Annotated in this window: 18 protein-coding genes; 9 read left to right on the top strand and 9 right to left on the bottom strand. The window is 44.7% G+C overall.

Features of this window, described 5'->3' with window-relative positions; genetic code table 11:
* Positions 1–77: 77 nt before the first annotated feature.
* From MSG34_RS00270 to MSG34_RS00285, 4 genes are all read right to left on the bottom strand, one after another.
* Positions 78–758, bottom strand: a complete 681-nt coding sequence (locus MSG34_RS00270) for a spondin domain-containing protein (protein ID WP_248335939.1) — start codon at positions 756–758, stop codon at positions 78–80.
* 9 nt (positions 759–767) lie between these two features.
* Entirely contained in the window at positions 768–1,451 is a 684-nt protein-coding gene (locus MSG34_RS00275) for a spondin domain-containing protein (RefSeq protein WP_248335940.1), read from the bottom strand.
* Entirely contained in the window at positions 1,444–1,584 is a 141-nt protein-coding gene (locus MSG34_RS00280; RefSeq protein ID WP_248335941.1) for a hypothetical protein, read from the bottom strand. Before MSG34_RS00280 ends, MSG34_RS00275 begins: the two co-directional genes overlap by 8 nt.
* Before the next feature lie 265 nt (positions 1,585–1,849).
* The gene (locus MSG34_RS00285; RefSeq protein WP_048606344.1) at positions 1,850–2,191 is read right to left on the bottom strand and encodes a YggL family protein; all 342 of its coding nucleotides are present in this window, start codon (positions 2,189–2,191) and stop codon (positions 1,850–1,852) included.
* Between the two features lie 254 nt (positions 2,192–2,445).
* Between MSG34_RS00285 and MSG34_RS00290 the strand changes: the two genes are divergently transcribed.
* Positions 2,446–4,473, top strand: coding sequence for a PhoX family phosphatase (locus tag MSG34_RS00290; RefSeq protein WP_248335942.1), 2,028 nt, complete (start codon positions 2,446–2,448; stop codon positions 4,471–4,473).
* A gap of 255 nt (positions 4,474–4,728) precedes the next feature.
* On the opposite strand, the gene MSG34_RS00295 is transcribed toward MSG34_RS00290, so the two are convergent.
* From MSG34_RS00295 to MSG34_RS00305, 3 genes are all read right to left on the bottom strand, one after another.
* The gene (locus tag MSG34_RS00295; RefSeq protein ID WP_017064486.1) at positions 4,729–5,349 is read right to left on the bottom strand and encodes a LysE family translocator; all 621 of its coding nucleotides are present in this window, start codon (positions 5,347–5,349) and stop codon (positions 4,729–4,731) included.
* Between the two features lie 164 nt (positions 5,350–5,513).
* Positions 5,514–6,800 carry a DEAD/DEAH box helicase gene (locus tag MSG34_RS00300; protein WP_019821956.1) on the bottom strand — a complete coding sequence of 429 codons (1,287 nt, stop codon included), beginning with the start codon at positions 6,798–6,800 and terminating at the stop codon, positions 5,514–5,516.
* 182 nt (positions 6,801–6,982) lie between these two features.
* On the bottom strand, positions 6,983–7,966 hold the full coding sequence (locus MSG34_RS00305) for a GTP-binding protein (protein ID WP_248335943.1): 984 nt from the start codon (positions 7,964–7,966) through the stop codon (positions 6,983–6,985).
* A 552-nt stretch (positions 7,967–8,518) separates the two neighbouring features.
* Between MSG34_RS00305 and clcA the strand changes: the two genes are divergently transcribed.
* Positions 8,519–9,925: a H(+)/Cl(-) exchange transporter ClcA gene (gene clcA / locus MSG34_RS00310; RefSeq protein ID WP_017064484.1), complete on the top strand. Its 1,407-nt coding sequence runs from the start codon at positions 8,519–8,521 to the stop codon at positions 9,923–9,925.
* 239 nt (positions 9,926–10,164) lie between these two features.
* On the top strand, positions 10,165–11,112 hold the full coding sequence (locus MSG34_RS00315; RefSeq protein ID WP_248335944.1) for a TDT family transporter: 948 nt from the start codon (positions 10,165–10,167) through the stop codon (positions 11,110–11,112).
* A 155-nt stretch (positions 11,113–11,267) separates the two neighbouring features.
* Here the strand turns inward: MSG34_RS00315 and hmpA are convergent, their stop codons facing one another.
* The gene (gene hmpA, locus MSG34_RS00320) at positions 11,268–12,464 is read right to left on the bottom strand and encodes an NO-inducible flavohemoprotein (RefSeq protein WP_050634252.1); all 1,197 of its coding nucleotides are present in this window, start codon (positions 12,462–12,464) and stop codon (positions 11,268–11,270) included.
* A gap of 368 nt (positions 12,465–12,832) precedes the next feature.
* On the opposite strand from hmpA, the gene norR reads away from it, so the two are divergent.
* Both norR and MSG34_RS00330 read left to right on the top strand, forming a co-directional pair.
* The gene (norR, locus tag MSG34_RS00325) at positions 12,833–14,425 is read left to right on the top strand and encodes a nitric oxide reductase transcriptional regulator NorR (RefSeq protein WP_017072223.1); all 1,593 of its coding nucleotides are present in this window, start codon (positions 12,833–12,835) and stop codon (positions 14,423–14,425) included.
* Between the two features lie 89 nt (positions 14,426–14,514).
* Positions 14,515–14,874: a glutaredoxin gene (locus tag MSG34_RS00330; RefSeq protein ID WP_017062638.1), complete on the top strand. Its 360-nt coding sequence runs from the start codon at positions 14,515–14,517 to the stop codon at positions 14,872–14,874.
* Between the two features lie 108 nt (positions 14,875–14,982).
* Here the strand turns inward: MSG34_RS00330 and MSG34_RS00335 are convergent, their stop codons facing one another.
* Positions 14,983–15,618: an OmpA family protein gene (locus MSG34_RS00335; RefSeq protein ID WP_017631828.1), complete on the bottom strand. Its 636-nt coding sequence runs from the start codon at positions 15,616–15,618 to the stop codon at positions 14,983–14,985.
* A 269-nt stretch (positions 15,619–15,887) separates the two neighbouring features.
* Here MSG34_RS00335 and MSG34_RS00340 point away from each other — a divergent pair, with 269 nt between their 5' ends.
* From MSG34_RS00340 to MSG34_RS00355, 4 genes are all read left to right on the top strand, one after another.
* The gene (locus MSG34_RS00340) at positions 15,888–16,514 is read left to right on the top strand and encodes a thioredoxin domain-containing protein (RefSeq protein WP_004731367.1); all 627 of its coding nucleotides are present in this window, start codon (positions 15,888–15,890) and stop codon (positions 16,512–16,514) included.
* Positions 16,515–16,590: 76 nt separating this feature from the next.
* On the top strand, positions 16,591–17,064 hold the full coding sequence (locus MSG34_RS00345; protein WP_050634254.1) for an FKBP-type peptidyl-prolyl cis-trans isomerase: 474 nt from the start codon (positions 16,591–16,593) through the stop codon (positions 17,062–17,064).
* Between the two features lie 180 nt (positions 17,065–17,244).
* A complete protein-coding gene (locus MSG34_RS00350; protein ID WP_050654287.1) occupies positions 17,245–17,835 on the top strand; it encodes a TetR/AcrR family transcriptional regulator in 591 nt (196 codons plus the stop codon).
* Between the two features lie 142 nt (positions 17,836–17,977).
* Complete coding sequence (locus tag MSG34_RS00355) at positions 17,978–19,009, top strand: NADP-dependent oxidoreductase (protein WP_248335945.1); 1,032 nt, start codon at positions 17,978–17,980, stop codon at positions 19,007–19,009.
* The last annotated feature ends 18 nt before the right edge of the window (positions 19,010–19,027 follow it).

A 19,027-nucleotide genomic window follows, 5' to 3' on the forward strand; every position in this document is an offset into this window, starting at 1 on the left:
CCTGCTCTATTCTGAGTCTGCCCACCTTTCAATTGACCGGAACAGAGCAGGAATTCTTTCATCGTGCTTTCAACCTGTTACTCAGTTCGAGTAATGGTGATTCTTGCACCGGGGTTAAGGAAACGATGATTGGCACTTAAAGTAGAAGTCGTAAGGCCGTCATCTTGGCTAATTACGCCAGAGTGGAAACTCACCACATCGGTGTCGTCTCGTGTGGTATTAAAACCTTCACCACCGCCTGCTGGTCCCGGAACGGTTGCAGCAAGCTCATCGTTCAGTTCAGTTCCCGAATCCCAAACATTCATGTTCATGGTAAAGGTATCACCCACCGCTAATGACTTGAGCGATAATCCGGATTCGCCGACAAACGCATCATTAGTGTTCACCAACATGGAAGCAACTGAGATATACCCTTCTTGATTTGGGTCGACACGAATAGACACCGTGTCTTGCTCTCCTGAAAGAATCAGCCCATTGCCTGAGATGCCTTGATAAACATTGGCGTCACTGTCACTAAGCGCAAGCAATTGTGCATTACTGCCCCCTTCCGCTAAGTATTCAAGATCGACAGAGGCACTTTGACCAACTTCAAACAGGTCAAAATTCGTATTGTGAGTCAACACCGCGAGTGGTGACATTGGTTGATTAGGGGTGAGGTTAGTAACACTCACATCATAGCGATAGTAATCGTCGTCATCGTCCGGACAACCCGCCAAAACGGCTACTGATGCAGCGATAAATAGAATTCTAGCTTTCATACATCCCCCTTACTTCACAACAATGGTGATAGTTGCAACAGGGTTTAACCAACGATGGCTACTGCTATCGAGGTCACTGATGCCGCCCGCCGCATCACTATCACCAATGTTACCCGGATGAATATGAACCTTAGCGTTTGATACTGCCGTTTCTACACCTGTACCACCAGCGCCAAAGGTAATGAATGGAGGGTTCGGCATGCTGCCCGCCAGCTCATCATTGGCTTCTGTGCCTGCGTCATAACCATTTAGAGTCGCTTTGTAAGTGCCCGCTTGAGTTGGGATTTTCCAGCTATCTAGACCAACAAAACCGTCGTTTGTCGGCAGCAACATGGCACCCAATGATAGGTACTCTAAATCACCAGTACTGATATCAAACGTAGTTGCGACGCCCGGATTGAGGATTCCGGCGGCTGGATTCTCAACCACCACGCCTCCCGCGTTAGCAATGACACCAGATAAACCTGAAATATCGCCACCTTCGGCCATGGATTCTAGTTCCGCAGAAGCCGTTTCACCCGTTCTAAACATCAACAAGCTTGAGTCATGAGCCGCCGCTAAGATAGGCGTAAAGTAGATCCCTTTCGTTGCATTAGTGACAGTGATTTCAAGCTCAGCAGCCTGAACTTGAGCCGCTCCGAAGGCCAGCATAGCCGAGCTGATCACTAAGCTGATTTGAGTACGTTTATTCATTTTGATTCCATCCTTTATCGAGTCCTATCGTTACCGACAACACGAATAACAGCGATATACCGTTACCTTTGCCAGAACGAACTGTGGTGTTGTTGACTCTAAGAATGGCGATCAAATCTATCAGCAGCTTCATTGAATTCTCATAAAACTCTCACAAGTTTATCCAAACTTATTACTGCCAATAAAAGTAGCGATAAGGTACTCATATCTAGAAGAAAGTTATTGATTAATCATTTACGTGGAATGGATAGAAAAGAAGGTAAAGAATAGAAATGGAGCGAATTAAACGCAAAAAGGCCGAATCGATTTAACGATTCGGCCTTTATTCTGGCGTACTGTTGTTACTCTTTCCTAAGCCGTATTTGGCCTTTCAATCGAGCTAACAACACAACATCAAATTAGAACGCGTAGTTTGCGTCAATCAGTTCGCTAACTTCCACTTTGCTTACTTCAGCACGAGCTTCAAGCCATTGTGCGACTTGCAGTTGCTCTGCTTCTGTTACTGAACGGTAGCGCTCAATTGAGCATAAGAAACCTTCAAACAGCTCAAGGCCGCCGCCACCAAAGCACAGACCGATGCTGTCGATGAAATCAATGAACTCGTCAATGAACACATCGTATTGGTCAAAATCAGCAATCGAAGTCTTGCAGCTTACTTCAAAACCCAGAATCGCGAATTCACCTAGGTATAGCTTTTTGCGTAGGCGGCGATTTTTGTTTTCGATTTTATCTAATTTCATAACTGTCTCTCTTTTCGTTTGATAAAGCATTTATACACAGTTCTACCCTAATCCCCAAGAGTTTTGTCTTGCACGAGAGTGTTAATGGCAAAATTCGTGCTACAGAAACAAAACCTTAATCAAATCTATAAAAATCTGTCACTTAACTGCTTCACGATTAGTCACACATTGACCCAACTTATTAACCCATTAGTTAATAAGTGGGTTAGTCATGAATAACGAATAATAAAATCAGCCAATAGGAAGCAGTCGAGATGAGCAAGGAAACATTTGATAGCACTCGTTTTAACAAGAGCAAAAACAAACCCTTCGAAGAAGTTTTAGATGCGAACCTTTCAAGAAGAAATGTTCTCAAAGGCGGTTTAGGCATCAGTGCAATGACTGCATTTGGCGCTTTTGGTTTAGCAGGCCACAGCACAGCGCACGCGGCGACAGCATCATCTGGCGCACCACAAAAAAGCACTGCTACACTTGCATTCGAATCGGTTAAAGGCTCATTGACAGACAGTGTCGTTGTACCAAAAGGCTATACAGCACAAGTATTGGTTCCTTGGGGTACTCCACTTAATAAGCAAGGCAAGGCTTGGTTAAAAGACGGCACCAACAATGCAGAAGATCAAGCAAACTCACTGGGCATGCACCACGACGGCATGCACTTCTTCCCAATTAATGGCAACAGCAACGACGGCTTATTGGTGATCAACCACGAATACATCGACCAAAAAGCTCTGCACGCTAATGGTCCTACATACGATGAAGGCAACCGCACTAGCCTTGATGAAGTACGTAAAGAGATCAACGCGCACGGCGTCAGTGTGGTTCGTGTGAAACTGGAAGGCAATCAATGGGTGATGGTCGATAACGATCCTCTAAACCGCCGCTACACGGGCGCGACCGTAATGGATCTGTCTGGTCCTGTTGCTCACAGTGAATTTACCAAAACCAAATTCTCACAAGATGGCAGCCAAGCTCGTGGCACGTTGAACAACTGTGGTAATGGCTACACGCCATGGGGTACTTACCTAACGTGTGAAGAAAACTGGCCGGGTTATTTCGTTAATAAAGGCGAGACAACGTCAGCGCAAGAACGTATTGGTATCGCTACAGACAAAACACGTTACGGTTGGGACACGCTTTCAGGTAACAAACAAGAACGCTTAGACGAATTTGCTCGCTTTGACGTAACACCAACAGGTGAGTCAGCAATGGACGATTACCGTAACGAAGCACACGGTCACGGCTACATCGTTGAAATCGACCCATACACAGCAAACTCTCGCGCTAAAAAACGTTCTGCACTGGGTTGTTTCCGTCACGAAGGCTGTACGTTTGGTAAGTTGACCGAAGGCGAGCCAATCGTATTCTACTCTGGTCACGATTCTCGCTTTGAATACCTTTACAAATTCGTTTCTGAAGAGAAATGGGACCCACGTGACGCAGATCCAAGCAATCGTCTAAGTGCGGGTGACAAGTACATGGACAAAGGCACACTGTATGTGGCTAAGTTCAACGATGATGGTTCAGGTACTTGGCTACCACTGACTCTGCGCAGCAAGACTACAAACGGCGGCAAGCTAGGTGATTCATTTGATTCTCAAGCAGCGCTTATCATCAATACCGCAGGCGCTGCCGACCTTGTTGGTGCAACGCCAATGGATCGCCCTGAATGGTGCTCTGTTGACCCAATGACAGGCACGGCTTACCTAACGCTGACTAATAACAACAAGCGTAAAGAAGCGAACTCTGCGAACCCTCGTGTAGACAACAAGTTCGGTCACGTTATCCGTTGGGATGAAGGCAAAACAGCAGGCGAGTTCGATTGGGATATCTTCGTATTTGGCTCACCAGCAGTGGAAGACAAGTCTATTAACCGCTCTGGCCTAACAGACATGAACCAATTCGCGAGCCCTGATGGCTTAGCGTTTGATGCTCGTGGCATCTTGTGGATTCAGACAGATAACGGCGCAGACGAAGTCACTGGCTACACCAATGACCAAATGCTGGCAGTGGTTCCATCTCAGTTAACGGATGACAACGGCAACAGTGCGGTAATTGATGCAAACAACCAAGCACAGCTTAAACGCTTCTTTGTGGGTCCAAACGGTTGTGAAGTGACTGGCTTTACCATCAGCCCAGATTTCAAGTCACTGTTTGTGAACATTCAACACCCAGCAAACTGGCCATCGTCTGAAGATGCAACGGCTCAGACTCAGGGTAATGTTCGCCCAAGAGCATCTACGGTTGTGATTCGTCGTGAAGACGGCGGTGAAATCGCGGTTTAATACGCAGATCTAGCTAAGATCAGCAATCTTACTGTTATCTAGTTTCTGTTCGCTAGCTAAGTAAAATCAAAAAGAGCGATAGGGCCAAATGCCCTATCGCCCTTTTTATATTCTATGCATTCTTCGGTTTAAGTAAGAATCCGAATTTTCAAAACTCACCGTAATCCTAAGTAGTCATCATCCCACGTACGCGTCATCCTCGAGAAGGAGGAACGACTGAGTCGGGGATCTCTGCTCGTTGTAGACTAACCAGAATTAACTCACAAACAACCAAACACCAACGCCCATCATCAACGTACCTGCAATACGGTTCATCAACTTAACGTTATCGGCTTTGCCCAACATATGCTTTAAGCTCTTTCCGCCTGTCGCGTATAAAGTCATGCAAACAAACTCAGAAACTAGAATGATCGACACGAGAATGAATAACTGCGGTGCTAAGTCTTTATTGCTGTTAATAAAGGGAGGTAGCAGAGAAATCATAAATGCCCAGCCTTTCGGATTAGCAATAGCTGTGACAAAACCTTGAACCACCAAGTCCCAATCATTGCTGACTTTGGTTGTTTGATTGTCAGTACTGATCGCCAGCTTGCCTCTCGAACGCCACATCTGAACACCTAAATAAAAAAGGTAACCTGCGCCAACAAATTTAAAGCCCGTAAATAGCCATGGGTAGTTCAACATGATCGAAGCGATACCCAATACCGCAGCAATAGAAACCACAGCGACACCAGCCAGTTCACCGATCATCATCCATAATGTCCGCTTGTATCCAACACTCATCCCCAGTGTCAGAGCCAAGGTCATACACATACCGGGCGTGATTGACACGAAGAAAAACGTGGGAATAAAAGCCCAAAGTAGTGCGCTATCCATATTATTACCTTATCGACTTATTTTTATTTAATAGTTCTTGTTTCTTGATCGGGCTTGAAATGAAGCGAGGTTGAAACGAAGCAGTGATGACAATAAACAATATTGCGATCAATACAAACAAAAAGAGCCACATAACAGTGGCTCTTTTCAATCACCAACCGTAATTACTTACGACGGTTTTTAATTCGCTTCATCATAGTCAAACGACGTTCAGCGCTTGCTTGATCTTGTGGCTCTTCGTTCGCGTTGTTCTTACGACCCTGACGGTTTTTGTAAGCCGATTTAGTGTTCAGCTTCTCGATGTAAGCATCACGTTTCTTCGGTTCATAACCCGGTTGTTCAACACGACGAATACGTTGTTGAATCAGTTTTTCAACTTGAACAACAGTCAGCTCTTCTTCGCGGTTAACGAAAGAGATTGCGTGACCTTGTTTACCAGCACGACCTGTACGGCCAATACGGTGAACGTAATCTTCCGCTAGGAAAGGCATGTCGTAGTTAATTACGTGTGGCAAGTCTTCGATATCAAGACCACGAGCCGCAACGTCGGTTGCCACCATCACACGTGCTCTGCCTTCTTTGAAGTCATCCAAAGCACGACGACGAGCGCTTTGCGCTTTATCACCGTGACAAAGTACCGCTTTAATACCGTCAAGCTTAAGCTCTTTAACCACATCGTTCGCAGTTTCTTTGTAATTCACGAACACAAGAACCTGACGCCAGTTTTTACGGCCAATAAGCTCAGAAAGCAGTTCAGTTTTACGTTCTTGATCCACTGGGTAAACCACGTGACCAACAGTAGCAGCCGTTGAGTTTTCACGCTCAACACTAATACGTTTTGGTTTACGTAGAATATCAACCGACAGTTGGTTTAACTGAGTAGAAGTCGTTGCAGAGAACATCATGATTTGCGGTGATGTTTCTACATCCAACATGATCTTACGAACGGCATTGATAAAGCCCATATCAAGGATACGGTCAGCTTCATCAAATACTAGGAATTCTAGGTTAGCAATAGACACGTTACCCGCTTCTAAGTGCTCTTCTAAACGGCCAGGTGTTGCAACCAAAATATCCACACCCAGTTCTAGTTGACGAACTTGTGAAGACATCTTGTTACCACCGTAAACCGCAGAAACGCTTAGATCCGTGTATTTAACGTAGTCTTTAATGTTTTGAGCGATCTGCGCAGCAAGCTCACGAGTTGGAGCAAGAATAAGGCCACGAGCCGTTCCTCTAGACGCCTTTTTACCGCTGTTCAAAAGGTGTTGGATAACAGGCAATGAAAATGCCGCTGTTTTACCCGTACCGGTTTGAGCAGTAGCAAAAATATCATGGCCTTTACGAGCCATTGGAATCGCTTTTTGTTGAATTGGAGTGAGTTTTTCATAACCACACTCAGTCAACGCTTTGACTAATTCAGGAGCAAAACCTTGAGAGGAAAATGACATTGTTACGGGTTCCTTAAGCAGACAGCCTACATTCTTATTTCAGCCGAGCACTATAAAGTAATTAGAGTGATTTATCTCACATTTATCGTGATATAACGCAAACTTTCTCATTTAATCTGGTGTTTACCCCACCTTAAACGAAGTAAACACCGAAATCCTTGGTTCAAACAGCAAAAACTGGGCTATTTGATGCCACACAGCTTGAGTAGAATCTGCTCGAGATCGCCCCATGGCATGAGCTGCGAGTCGATCACTTCCAATCGAGATTCAAAACCATCAAGCGTAATTTCGTTCACAGACACGACTTGATTCGCCACATTGAATGCGTAGCAACCTTGATCGGTGTTCACGACGGCTTTTACACGTTCAGCCGTTAGATCCGACAACATAGAGAATAGCGCATCGAAGTCGAACTTATGCTCTGCGCCAAATAGCCAACCACAACTAAAGTAGCCCTGCCCTTTATTCTCTTTACGGATGAAAGCTTCACCAGGAGGAAGTTGGAATTGAGGCTCTTGTTCAGCGTGATCATGATGATGTGCTTCAATATGAGAGGAAGCACTGCCGTATACTCTTTCAATGTCCAACACTTCCAATGGCACTTCACCATCGTGAATTAACTTGTGGAAGACTTTTGCTGGCGATTGATCCGTCACCCAATCATTGAACACATCGATGTCTTCAGAATGAACAAGATCAACCTTAGTACCAAGAATCACATCTGCACTGTTTAATTGATCATTAAAATTCTGATTCAAGGTGTACTTTTCATTAGAAAGATTTCGTGGGTCAACCAAACCAAGCGTCGCTTTTAAATCGACATATGGTGTGTACTGATCGGAAGTCAGTGTCGCAATCACTTGTTTAGGGTGACCAAGCCCTGTCGGCTCAATCAATAAACGGTCTGGTTTTTGGCGAAGTAAGGCATTAATACCTACCGACATAGGCACGCCCGCAGTACAACACATGCAGCCACCCGGCACTTCTTTAATCAAAGCACCTTGATCTGTCATCAATGCACCGTCAATACCGATTTCCCCGAACTCATTAACCAGAACAGCCCAGTTTTCATTCTCAGGTTTATTTTTTAGCAGGTTCAAGATGGCTGTCGTTTTACCAACACCCAAGAAGCCCGTAATGATGTTTGTAGGAACTTTTTTAGTCATATCAGTTCTCCTTTTTAAGGGAGTATATACTCAATCACCAAAAAGTTGACCCCAATCGATTGTTTACACTGAGATTCGTTAATAGAGGTTGGCGCGAAAATAATCAGAAGAGATAAAGCGGTAGAAGCGGAATGTGGAAATGGGATGCTCCAGACGAACTAAAGGCGTACTTACTCAGTACGCCTCACCCTCGTTACTCAATCGTGAGTTCGCGAATCAGGAAGCCTTAAATATCGACCTGAACATTTAACGAGGAACTAAAACTTTGTTTCTGAATCCATCCAAATTGTGTGTAAAACCTCACTTCTCCTTGCGGTTCGTTATGTTGCTTTACGATTTAACTATGGTTCATTTTTGGGGATATTCAAGCCGTCGCCAGAGAATCGATCAAAACTGTGACGGTGATTCCACTATTGGCCATAGATTCCATTTATGTAACACGTACATTCCATAAATGAAATTCAACTTTTCATCTTTGTTGCTATAGGATATGCAGAGGAAGCGTATAATTTAATGCAACCCCGCCTTAACTCATTCAGGAAACTTATTTCTATGACCAGAAGAGAGAAAATTAAGCAGTCCTTACTAGCAAAAATGCCAAGGGATGCTATTAATCAATTTCTCTCAAGAGATAAGACCCCAGCTTCCGTTCTCTTTCTTTCTTGTATTGTGGGTGTACTTGCAGGTGTAGTGGGTACCTATTTCGAAGTTGCGGTTCATTTCATAACAGAAACTCGTACCGATTGGCTGAAAGATGAAATCGGTAGCCATTTACCACTGTGGCTTGCTGCTTTCCTTATTAGTGCGGCATTCGCCTTTATTGGCTATTTCCTCGTTCACCGATTTGCTCCAGAAGCTGCAGGCTCAGGTATCCCTGAAATCGAAGGCGCAATGGACGGCATGCGTCCTGTTCGATGGTGGAGAGTATTACCCGTAAAATTCTTTGGCGGCATGGGCGCACTCGGTTCAGGTATGGTGTTAGGCCGTGAAGGACCAACTGTTCAAATGGGTGGCAGTATCGGTCGTATGGTCACAGATATCTTTCGAGTCAAAGATGATGACACTCGCCACTCACTGTTGGCTTCAGGTGCCGCTGGTGGCTTAGCCGCCGCATTCAATGCACCGCTAGCTGGCATCATGTTTGTGGTTGAGGAGATGAGACCACAGTTTCGCTACTCACTCATATCAATCAAAGCCGTCATCATCTCAGCAGTTTCAGCCAACATTGTATTTCGTTCTATCAATGGCCAATCTGCCGTTATCACAATGCCCCAATACCAGCCGCCTGAACTCGACGCACTTTGGTTATTCTTATTGTTAGGTGTGTTATTCGGCTTGTTTGGTGTGATTTTCAATAAGCTGATTACGCTTTCCCAAGACCTGTTTGTGGCGATCCACAAGAATGACCGTAAACGCTACTTGATGACAGGCACCCTACTTGGCGGTTGCTTTGGCTTGTTGCTGCTCTATATACCTGAACTAACTGGTGGTGGTATTGGTATCATCCCGAACATCACGAATGGCAGCTACAGCGCAAATGTGTTGTTGTTGATTTTCTTAGGCCGAGTCCTCACTACCCTGCTTTGTTTCGGCTCTGGTGCGCCAGGCGGTATCTTTGCACCAATGCTTGCGCTGGGAACACTCTTTGGTTATGCGTTCGGGCTTATCGCAGCGGCATTCTTTCCTGAACTGAATATTGAACCGGGTATGTTTGCCATTGCTGGCATGGGAGCCTTATTTGCTGCCACTGTTCGAGCGCCTATCACTGGCATACTGTTGGTTATTGAAATGACCAATAACTACTACCTGATCCTGCCGTTAATCATCACCTGCTTAGGTGCGGTAATCATTGCTCAAATGTTGGGTGGGCAGCCAATTTACAGTCAACTGCTTAACCGTACGCTGAAAAACGAGAAACTAAGACAACAAGATCTCCCTCAACAAGAGGAAGTACGTTAATTACAAATGACTCATGAAACAAAAGCACACATTCAACGTGCTTAATCTCCCGATTCCGTATCAAAATCAAAAAAGCAAACGTTAAACTTGGTATCATCCACTCAAAATTAGTTGAGTGCCCTCAAAATCTATTGATGGAAGACCTACACACTCTAACTAAAGCAAATAATCTAAAAGTCTTTAATTAACTAAGTCGGAGTAAGTCGTTGAACTGGAGAAGATTAACCCAAGTAAAAAATGTGCCGCCATCTCAGGCGTCTTTAGCACTTGGCGTTATTGGGTTAGGACAAGCTTGGGCGTTATATATCCCAGGTATTGGTGAGATAATTCGTCCCTACCTCGCTGCATTCGGCGCGCTATTATTGCTGCCTGTTTTACTGCGCTATTTAACGAGCTTTAATACCTTCCTTAATGACATTCGCCACCCGTTAAGTGGAAGCTTGATGGCACCGATGAGCATGGCTTTACTGATTCTGTGCGACTATTTAGCCGAGATATCGCCAGCTATCGCCTACCCAGTTTGGTTCTGCGCGCTATTGCTGCACTTTACCATGATGGTGTTGTTCTTTAGTTTTCAGATCATCAACTTCAAAATGTCGAACATTGTACCGAGTTGGTTTCTGTATCCGGTCGGTTTGATCAGCAGTTCCTTAGCTGGCACACAGTTCGGGCACACCGTATTTTCAGAAACACTTGCGGTCACTTGTATTGGTATCTATTTCCTTATGTTGCCAGTGGTGTTGTACCGCTTGGTGTTCGAAGGCAATCTTCCTCGCCGAGCAAGACCAACACTCGCTATCATGGCAGCTCCGGTTAACTTATCTTTAGCCGCTTACTTGGTTAACTTCGACAACCCAGACCCGATTCTAACAGGTGCATTGGCGGGCATTGCCATCACCATGACACTATTGATTTACTTGTGTTACATCCGCCTAATGCGTTTGAAGTTCCAACCTTCAATTGCTGCAGTCACCTTCCCATCCGTGATCAGCGCTATTGCCATGCATCGTCTAACCACATTTTTCGGCACGGAATACCCACAATGGTACTGGCTGCACAAGTTCGGATTCTTTGAGCTAACCATCGCGACCATTCTAGTGATTTGGGTTGCAGGTGGTTACGTAAAAATGTATTGGCCTGAGTTTTTTGATTCCGATTACATGTCTAAGAAGGTTAAACGTTCTTAGATAAAAGCTAAAAGATCCTAGCTTCAACCATCATACTCTGCAGTAGGTGATGATGTTAGACAGAGCAAACCAAAAAAGGCCTCACAATGTGAGGCCTTTTGAATAGGCAAGGTATTAATAGTTCAGGCGAGTGTTACTAGAAATGCCGAGAGCTATTAGAAGTTAGCGTGAGGGCCGAATACTTCGTAGTGAACGCGTGAACGGTCAACTTTCAATGCATCTAGCTGCTCTACGATGTTCTTCATGAAACCAACAGGACCACAGATGTAGAAATCGCTCTCTTCAAAGCCTTTAGTATCAGAGATAGACGCTAGATCCATTTGGCCTTGATGCGTGTTTTCACATGCAGATTCATCTTTGTTCATGTACCACGTTTTCGCTTCCCAACCTTTGTCGGCAACAATATCTTTAACACGAGTCGTGAAAGAGTGTTGGCCTACGTTCTCACAAGCGTGAAGGTAAAGTACTGGCTCGTTTTTATCTTCCATGTTTAGGAACTCAAGCATAGACTGCATTGGCGTTACACCAACACCTGCAGAGATAAGCGTTACTGGCTTGCTGCGCTCTTGATACATGAAGTCACCCGCTGGTGCGTATAGGCTAACTTCATCACCCACAGCAACCGTATCGTGTAGGTGGTTAGATACAACGCCTTGTGTCTCTTGGCCTTGTCCTTCACGTTTAACAGAGATGCGGTATTGCTTGCCGTTTGGCTTATCAGACAGTGAGTATTGACGAATCTCGCTGTATTGAGAGCCTTCAGGTTTCACTTCGATACCGATGTATTGACCTGGTGTGTAATCCAGAACTTCACCGCCGTCTTTTGGCTGAAGGATAAAGCTAGTTACTAGCGCTGACTCTTCGATCTTGTCTGCAATCACAAACGCACGTGCCGCTTCCCAACCACCAACAGCTTGCTTACGCTGTAGGTAAAGTTCAGCTTCACGATCGATGAATACTTGCGCCAAGAATAGGTAAGCGGCTGTCCATGCTTCTTCCACTTCTGGAGTAAAGGCGTCAGCAGCTAGTTCACGTAATGTTTCAATCAGGTGCAAACCAACAATTTGGTAGTGCTCTGGTTGAATGTTAAAGCTTGTGTGTTTCTGAGCAATACGTTCAACGGCTGTTGTTAACGCTGCTAGATTTTCAATGTTCTTTGCATATGCCGCGATAGCTTCAAACAGTGCTACGCCTTGGCGACCTGTTCTTTGGTGAGTCATATTGAAGATATCTTTCAACTCAGGGTTATGCGTGAACATACGTTGATAAAAATGCTGAGTTAAAGCTGGGCCTGCGCTCTCAAGTAGAGGGATAGTAGACTTGATGATTTCGATATGTGCATTGTTAAGCATGAATTTACTCCGAACACTGAGCCTTATGACCTATATGTCATTTTGACTACTAAAAATTAAGAATGACTTATCGATTTTCTGAAACCTGAGTTATTTTTAGAAACTGAGTTATTTTGACTCGTTTTCATTTCAAAAAATCGCGAAACCTGATTAATGCCACCTGATTGATTGAGATCAATAATAGTCTGTTTAATCAGCGCTATAATTGGGCTTCGCTGTATCATTTGCACAATCAGTGCCAACTTTATCAATCCCCGTCATTACTGGTTTTCTTCTCAAAACTCATCTTATAAAAATGTCAAAAAGACCTTTTTTTTAAGTCAATAAGACTCTATTATGTTTATAAACACACACAGTTAGAGTTTTTTATGCAAGATATCTCCGCATCTACCCTCATGGAAATGACCATTGGCCTCGCAAGTGGTGTCAACGATCAAGATCGTTTCAATCGCCTGATCGATGCCATTCGCAAAACCATAACGTGTGATTGTGTCGCGCTTTTAAGTCTTCAAGGCGACACGCTAGTACCTATCGCAATGCAAGGGCTCAGCCGAGATACATTCGGTCGTCGCTTTATCATTTCAGAACACCCACGATTTGAAGAGATCTGCGCGTCTCGCTCTCCGGTTCGTTTCGATGCTGACAGCTCCCTACCCGATCCTTTCGATGGTTTGCTTATTGACCATGATGGCGATTTACCAATGCATGCTTGTATGGGCTTGCCTTTGCTATTTGGCGATAAGCTCTTAGGCATTCTGACTCTAGACAGCTTGAAACCTGATGTCTTCGCGAATATTCCGGCGCGTAACCTTGAAGTGCTGGCGGCTATTGCAGCCTCAACCATGCAGATGGCACTGACCTTCTCGCAACTTGAACATCAAGCAAAACAGTCAAAGCAATTACTCGAAGAGTTGAATGTCGAAGCGTGGGAACGTGACGGCGGCGAGTTGATTGGTAACAGTGACACCATGGTCGCGCTTAAGAACGACATCGCTGTTGTAGCGCCGTCTGAGTTTAATATCTTGATTCATGGTGACACCGGGGTTGGTAAAGAGCTTGTGGCTCGTACCCTGCACCACCAATCTCAACGCAAGCGTAACCCACTCGTCTACGTAAACTGTGCTGCAATTCCTGAAAACTTAGTAGAGAGTGAACTGTTTGGTCATGTTCGTGGCGCGTTCACTGGCGCAGACAAAAACCGCTTAGGTAAGTTTGCTTTAGCCGATGGTGGCACACTGTTCCTTGATGAGATTGGTGAGTTACCTTTAGCCGCACAAAGTAAACTCCTACGTGCTCTACAAAACAACGAAATCCAACCTGTTGGCCAAGACAACATTCAAACCATTGATGTTCGTGTATTGGCAGCGACAAACCGAGATCTAAAACAAGAAGTTGAAGACGGTCGATTCAGAGCCGATTTGTACCACCGATTGAGTGTGTACCCTATCGCGGTGCCTGCACTGAAAGATCGTGGTGACGACATCAGCCTATTAGCGGGTTTCTTCTTAGAACAAGCGCGTCGTAAGCTTGGTATCAACCAAGTTAAGTTCCGCTCTGACGTTCTTTCGTTCCTAAACCGTTATGGTTGGCCAGGTAACGTGCGTGAACTTGAGCATGTGATCAGTCGTTCCGCATTGAAAGCGTTAGCACGCAGCACCAATAAAAACCTAGTGACAATCACCAAAGAAGATTGTGGTCCACTCGACCAAGATCAGCCTATTGCCACGACACAGGTGAAAAACACACCATTATCGACACCAACGATCGACCTTTCTGCAGGGCTACGTGGTGCAACGGACGATTTTCAACGCAGTATCATTACTGAGGTGTTGGAAGATGCCAACTTTAACTGGGCACAAGCAGGACGAGTTCTGAAAACCGACCGAGCAAATCTGACTCGACTGTCTAAGCGTTTAGGGCTAAATGTGGCTAAGTCTCACACGATCGAACGGACAAAATAGATATTAGCGGTTTGTTGCGAGCATCTGACAAAACTTGTGTATATAATGCTGCAAATTGTAACGCTAATTTTAAATATGTAGAGAGAGTTATGAAGTTTATCCGTTGGTTCTTAGGTCGTGTCATCTTGTTATTGAATTTTGTTTTCAGCCCACGTGGTGTGAAGCGTTCTCAAGAAGAACAAAGCAAAGTAAATGAGCAAGCAAAAACGCACACGTTATACCAATTCGAAGCGTGCCCATTTTGTGTGAAAGTGCGCCGCGCGATGAAACGTCAGTCGGTTCAATTTGAACTTCGTGATGCAAAAAACAACGAGCAACACCGTGCTGAGCTTGAAGCTGGCGGCGGTCGTGTGAAAGTGCCTTGTCTACGTATTGAAAAAGACGGCAAAACTGAGTGGATGTACGAATCTTCAGATATCGTAACTTACTTAGAAAAGCAGTTTGCATAAGCAATAAAGCGACAAAATCTAGATACAAAAAATCTCTCTAATGTGAGGGATTTTTTATGTCTGTTATTTGGCGTTAATCGCGTCAAATTGGGAGCGAAAGTTCAACCACTACTTCGCTACAATCAGCATCAATTCCACACGGCGGTTACACGCCTTGCCTTGCGCAGAAGCGTTGGTGCAAGCTGGTACGTATTCGCCAAATCCACGAGTATAAATGGAGCGACTAGAAACATAGTTACTCTCTAATCGAGCCTTCACTTCTTTTGCTCGCTGCTCTGAAAGCGGATCATTGATTCGATCTGTGCCCGTATTATCGGTGTGCCCTTCAATCACCACATCAATATCTTGGCGTTGAGCAAGGTAGCTGCCTAGCGTATCTAGCCATTGATTATAAGCTGGCTCGGGGAATGCTGAACCTGTTTTAAAGTTCACGTGCTGCTCAAGCTTTACCATCACATGGTTACCCGGCAACACTTCAAAATCGATACGGTTTTGTCTTAAAAAGACTTCCAGTGGATCGTTAGTCGAAACGCCACGTCCGTAGTTGGTCGTGATGGTTCTTTGTTGATGAGTACTGCTCTGAATCGAGTACCCACGATTGCTTGCTACATGAGTCGTTTGAACCACACCCCATTCAGGATGCATCAAGTCGTAATCGGTTTGCGGTGCAGTTTCTAGCATGTCACCGCCAAGTAAGTCAGTTGGTGATGTGGCTTCACACCCCGCCAAAGCTATGCTTAACATTATCGCTAAATATCTCATTACTTCACCAACCACTCATGCAGATAAACCATTCACTAATGTCTATATCGGCACCGAGGGAAAAACTTTAGACGAAAACTTTATACCAAAAGCAAACAGAACAAAAAAGTGCGGTTGATCACAGTTAACCGTCAACTAGACTGTCTTGACTCGCTAGTTCGAACTGTTTGCATTTATTTACCTTATAATTGTTTTCCAATTCGTACTAAATAGTTAGAATCTCACGACTTCTCAACGCTAGAGCAAACATTATGTTTAAACCATTTACTAAATTCATCACAGCACTCGCTGCCGTACTTATTATCGCGGGTTGTAGTGAAACAGACGAGCCACAAAAAGGTGTTCAATACGAAGCGCTTCCAACTGCTCTAACAGAATTTAACTTGTCTCCGATCACTGAAATCTTCTCTCTTAACTGTGGTCACTGCCGTCAAATGGAAAGTGCCATTCCAGAGATTGAATCTCTAACAGACCAAACTATTGGCAAGATGCACGTGACGTTCAACGAAAGCGCTCAAATCAGCGCAATGATCTACTACACAGCAGTGATGCAGCTTGATGCGACGCCTGACCACGCGTTCATGGACGACCTATTTGGTGCCGTTCAAATGGGTGCAGATGCAACACCAGAGCAGCGTCAACAAGCACTAGAGACAGCGTTTACTTCTCGTGGTTTGGTTAGCCCATACCAACTGAACAAAGAACAGCAAGTCGCTCTTTTCGACTACGTTAAAAAAGCAGAAGAGATCTCAGTAAAAGGTCAGATCAACTCAGTACCAACCTTTATCATCAACGGTAAATACCAAGTACTAACAGCAGGTCACCAAGACGTTGCTGGCATTGCAAAAACGATCAACTACCTTTTGACTCAACCATAATCACGGCTTTAGTCAACTGATTAACACATTTTGTATTAACTACGAAATTCAGCATTCAATATAAATAGGTTTTACTATGTCTAAATTTGTCATCCCGGTCATTGTCTTTCTTTTGGCGGGTTTCATGATTTACCGTACTTGGACGAATCATAAGTCTGGTGCAGAGAACTTCGAACAAGGTCAACAGTTCCTTATCGAGAACGGCGCTAAAGAAGGTGTTGTAACGACTGAAAGCGGTCTTCAATACCTTGTTCTTGAGGAAGGCACAGGCACAGAGCACCCAACTAAGAACAGCAAAGTAACGGTTCACTACCACGGTACGCTGATCGACGGCACTGTTTTCGATAGCTCTGTTGAGCGCGGCGAGCCAATCTCATTTGCTCTTAAGCAAGTAATCAAAGGCTGGCAAGAAGGTTTGACTTACATGGTTGAAGGCCAAAAAGTTCGTCTATTTATTCCAAGCACTCTAGCTTACGGTAAAGGCGGTTCTGGCCCTATCCCACCATCATCGACTCTGATTTTTGATGTAGAACTCATCTCTATCAAATAATCGAAGTAACTGATTTAAGCCCCAACATACGCGCTATGTTGGGGCTTTTTTATATCTGAACATTTGAAGCCACTTTGGCTATTTGGCTACTTAACTACCTAGCTACTGTAACAACGACCAAATATACCCTCAAAACTCGACCACTAGACGACTGGTCTAATTTAACTTATAGTACCGCCCATGAACGAAAAAACGAATGACACACGCCTACATGTTTTAGATGTGGGCTATCAACTAATAGTAAACAACGGCTTTAACGGCGTTGGCCTATCGCAATTGCTTAAAGAAGCGGACGTGCCGAAAGGATCGTTTTACCACTACTTTAAATCTAAAGAGCAATTTGGCGAGGCGTTGATTCAGCACTATTTTGAAAACTACATCACTAAGATTGAAGCAATTTTAGTACACGGTGAAGGTAATCATTATCAGCGAATCTTGAGCTATTTCTCGCTATGGGCGAAGACCGAAAACGGTACCTGTAATGCTCATAAATGCTTGGTCGTTAAACTCAGCGCGGAAGTTTCTGATCTTTCTGATCCTATGCGCCAAGCGCTACTAAAGGGTGCTGAGAAAGTGACGAATACCATCGAGCAGTGCATTGTCGGCGGTATCGAAGATGGATCTATAAAGGTTGAAGACAGCCAAGAAGCCGCTCAGAACCTATACTCCATGTGGTTAGGCGCGAGCTTATTGAGCAAGCTGAGCCAAAGTTCACATAGCTTACAGTCGGCTTTGAGCCTTACCGAACGAATTTTAAAAGGTGAAAGCTAATAACGCGCAGCGCGCTTTATAGGCTGGACTTAAAAGAAATCACCCGCCCTCTTATCAACTTGATGACGGCGGGATTTTTAGACAACAAGACTAGACGACTGGTCTAATTCTAAATATATAAAACATAGATTAAGGATATCCAATGACTCAACAAGACAATCGCCGCATCGTATTGGCTTCTCGCCCAGTTGGCGCACCAACTCAAGACAACTTCCGTTTAGAGACAGTAGCTGCGCCAAGCATCAAAGACGGCGAGATGTTACTTCGCTCAGTTTACCTTTCTCTAGACCCATACATGCGTGGTCGTATGAGCGATGCTAAATCTTACGCAGACCCTGTTGCGATTGATGAAGTGATGGTAGGCGCAACCGTATGTCAGGTTGAAGAATCAAACCACACTGATTACGAAGTTGGCGAATGGGTACTGGCTTACACAGGTTGGCAAGATCTTGGTGTGTCTAACGGTGAAGGCCTAATCAAACTCGGCAAAGAACCAACGCACCCTTCTTACACGCTTGGCATCATGGGTATGCCTGGTTTTACCGCTTACATGGGCTTGCTTGATATCGGCCAACCTAAAGAAGGCGACACGCTAGTCGTTGCAGCAGCAACAGGTGCTGTAGGCGCAACCGTTGGACAAATCGGTAAACTAAAAGGCTGTCGTGTTATCGGCGTTGCAGGCGGTCAAGAGAAGTGCCAATACGCGAAAGAGGTTCTTGGCTTTGACGAATGTATCGACCACAAAGCTGACGACTTCGCAGAGCAACTGGCTAAAGCGTGTGACAACGGCATTGACGTTTACTTTGAAAACGTTGGCGGCAAGGTATTCGATGCAGTAATGCCTTTACTTAATACAGGTGCTCGTATTCCTGTGTGTGGCCTTATTTCTCAATACAATGCGACATCACTTCCTGAAGGCCCAGATCGTATGTCTAGCCTGATGGGTATGCTGCTTGTTAAAAGAATTAAGATGCAAGGTTTCATCATCTTTGATGACTACGCGCACCGTTACAACGAGTTTGCTGTTCAAATGACAGAATGGCTATCTCAAGGCAAGATGCACTATCGTGAACACCTGGTTGAAGGTCTAGAAAATTCGCCACAAGCATTCATGGGCCTATTGGAAGGTCAGAACTTCGGTAAGCTTGTTATCAAAACGAACGAAGCTAAATAAATTCAATAAACTGAACCC

It is taken from the genome of Vibrio sp. 1CM2L, from assembly GCF_023161695.1.
GTDB classification, from domain to species: Bacteria; Pseudomonadota; Gammaproteobacteria; order Enterobacterales; family Vibrionaceae; genus Vibrio; species Vibrio coralliirubri.

Coding starts and splice junctions, on each gene's coding strand:
- MSG34_RS00290 (WP_248335942.1), top strand. CDS start 2,446: ATGAGCAAGGAAACATTTGATAGCACTCGTTTTAACAAGAGCAAAAAC.
- MSG34_RS00300 (WP_019821956.1), bottom strand. CDS start 6,800: ATGTCATTTTCCTCTCAAGGTTTTGCTCCTGAATTAGTCAAAGCGTTG.
- MSG34_RS00270 (WP_248335939.1), bottom strand. CDS start 758: ATGAAAGCTAGAATTCTATTTATCGCTGCATCAGTAGCCGTTTTGGCG.
- MSG34_RS00355 (WP_248335945.1), top strand. CDS start 17,978: ATGACTCAACAAGACAATCGCCGCATCGTATTGGCTTCTCGCCCAGTT.
- MSG34_RS00285 (WP_048606344.1), bottom strand. CDS start 2,191: ATGAAATTAGATAAAATCGAAAACAAAAATCGCCGCCTACGCAAAAAG.
- norR (WP_017072223.1), top strand. CDS start 12,833: ATGCAAGATATCTCCGCATCTACCCTCATGGAAATGACCATTGGCCTC.
- MSG34_RS00340 (WP_004731367.1), top strand. CDS start 15,888: ATGTTTAAACCATTTACTAAATTCATCACAGCACTCGCTGCCGTACTT.
- MSG34_RS00305 (WP_248335943.1), bottom strand. CDS start 7,966: ATGACTAAAAAAGTTCCTACAAACATCATTACGGGCTTCTTGGGTGTT.
- hmpA (WP_050634252.1), bottom strand. CDS start 12,464: ATGCTTAACAATGCACATATCGAAATCATCAAGTCTACTATCCCTCTA.
- MSG34_RS00345 (WP_050634254.1), top strand. CDS start 16,591: ATGTCTAAATTTGTCATCCCGGTCATTGTCTTTCTTTTGGCGGGTTTC.
- MSG34_RS00350 (WP_050654287.1), top strand. CDS start 17,245: ATGAACGAAAAAACGAATGACACACGCCTACATGTTTTAGATGTGGGC.
- MSG34_RS00330 (WP_017062638.1), top strand. CDS start 14,515: ATGAAGTTTATCCGTTGGTTCTTAGGTCGTGTCATCTTGTTATTGAAT.
- MSG34_RS00335 (WP_017631828.1), bottom strand. CDS start 15,618: ATGTTAAGCATAGCTTTGGCGGGGTGTGAAGCCACATCACCAACTGAC.
- MSG34_RS00295 (WP_017064486.1), bottom strand. CDS start 5,349: ATGGATAGCGCACTACTTTGGGCTTTTATTCCCACGTTTTTCTTCGTG.
- MSG34_RS00280 (WP_248335941.1), bottom strand. CDS start 1,584: ATGAAGCTGCTGATAGATTTGATCGCCATTCTTAGAGTCAACAACACC.
- MSG34_RS00275 (WP_248335940.1), bottom strand. CDS start 1,451: ATGAATAAACGTACTCAAATCAGCTTAGTGATCAGCTCGGCTATGCTG.
- clcA (WP_017064484.1), top strand. CDS start 8,519: ATGACCAGAAGAGAGAAAATTAAGCAGTCCTTACTAGCAAAAATGCCA.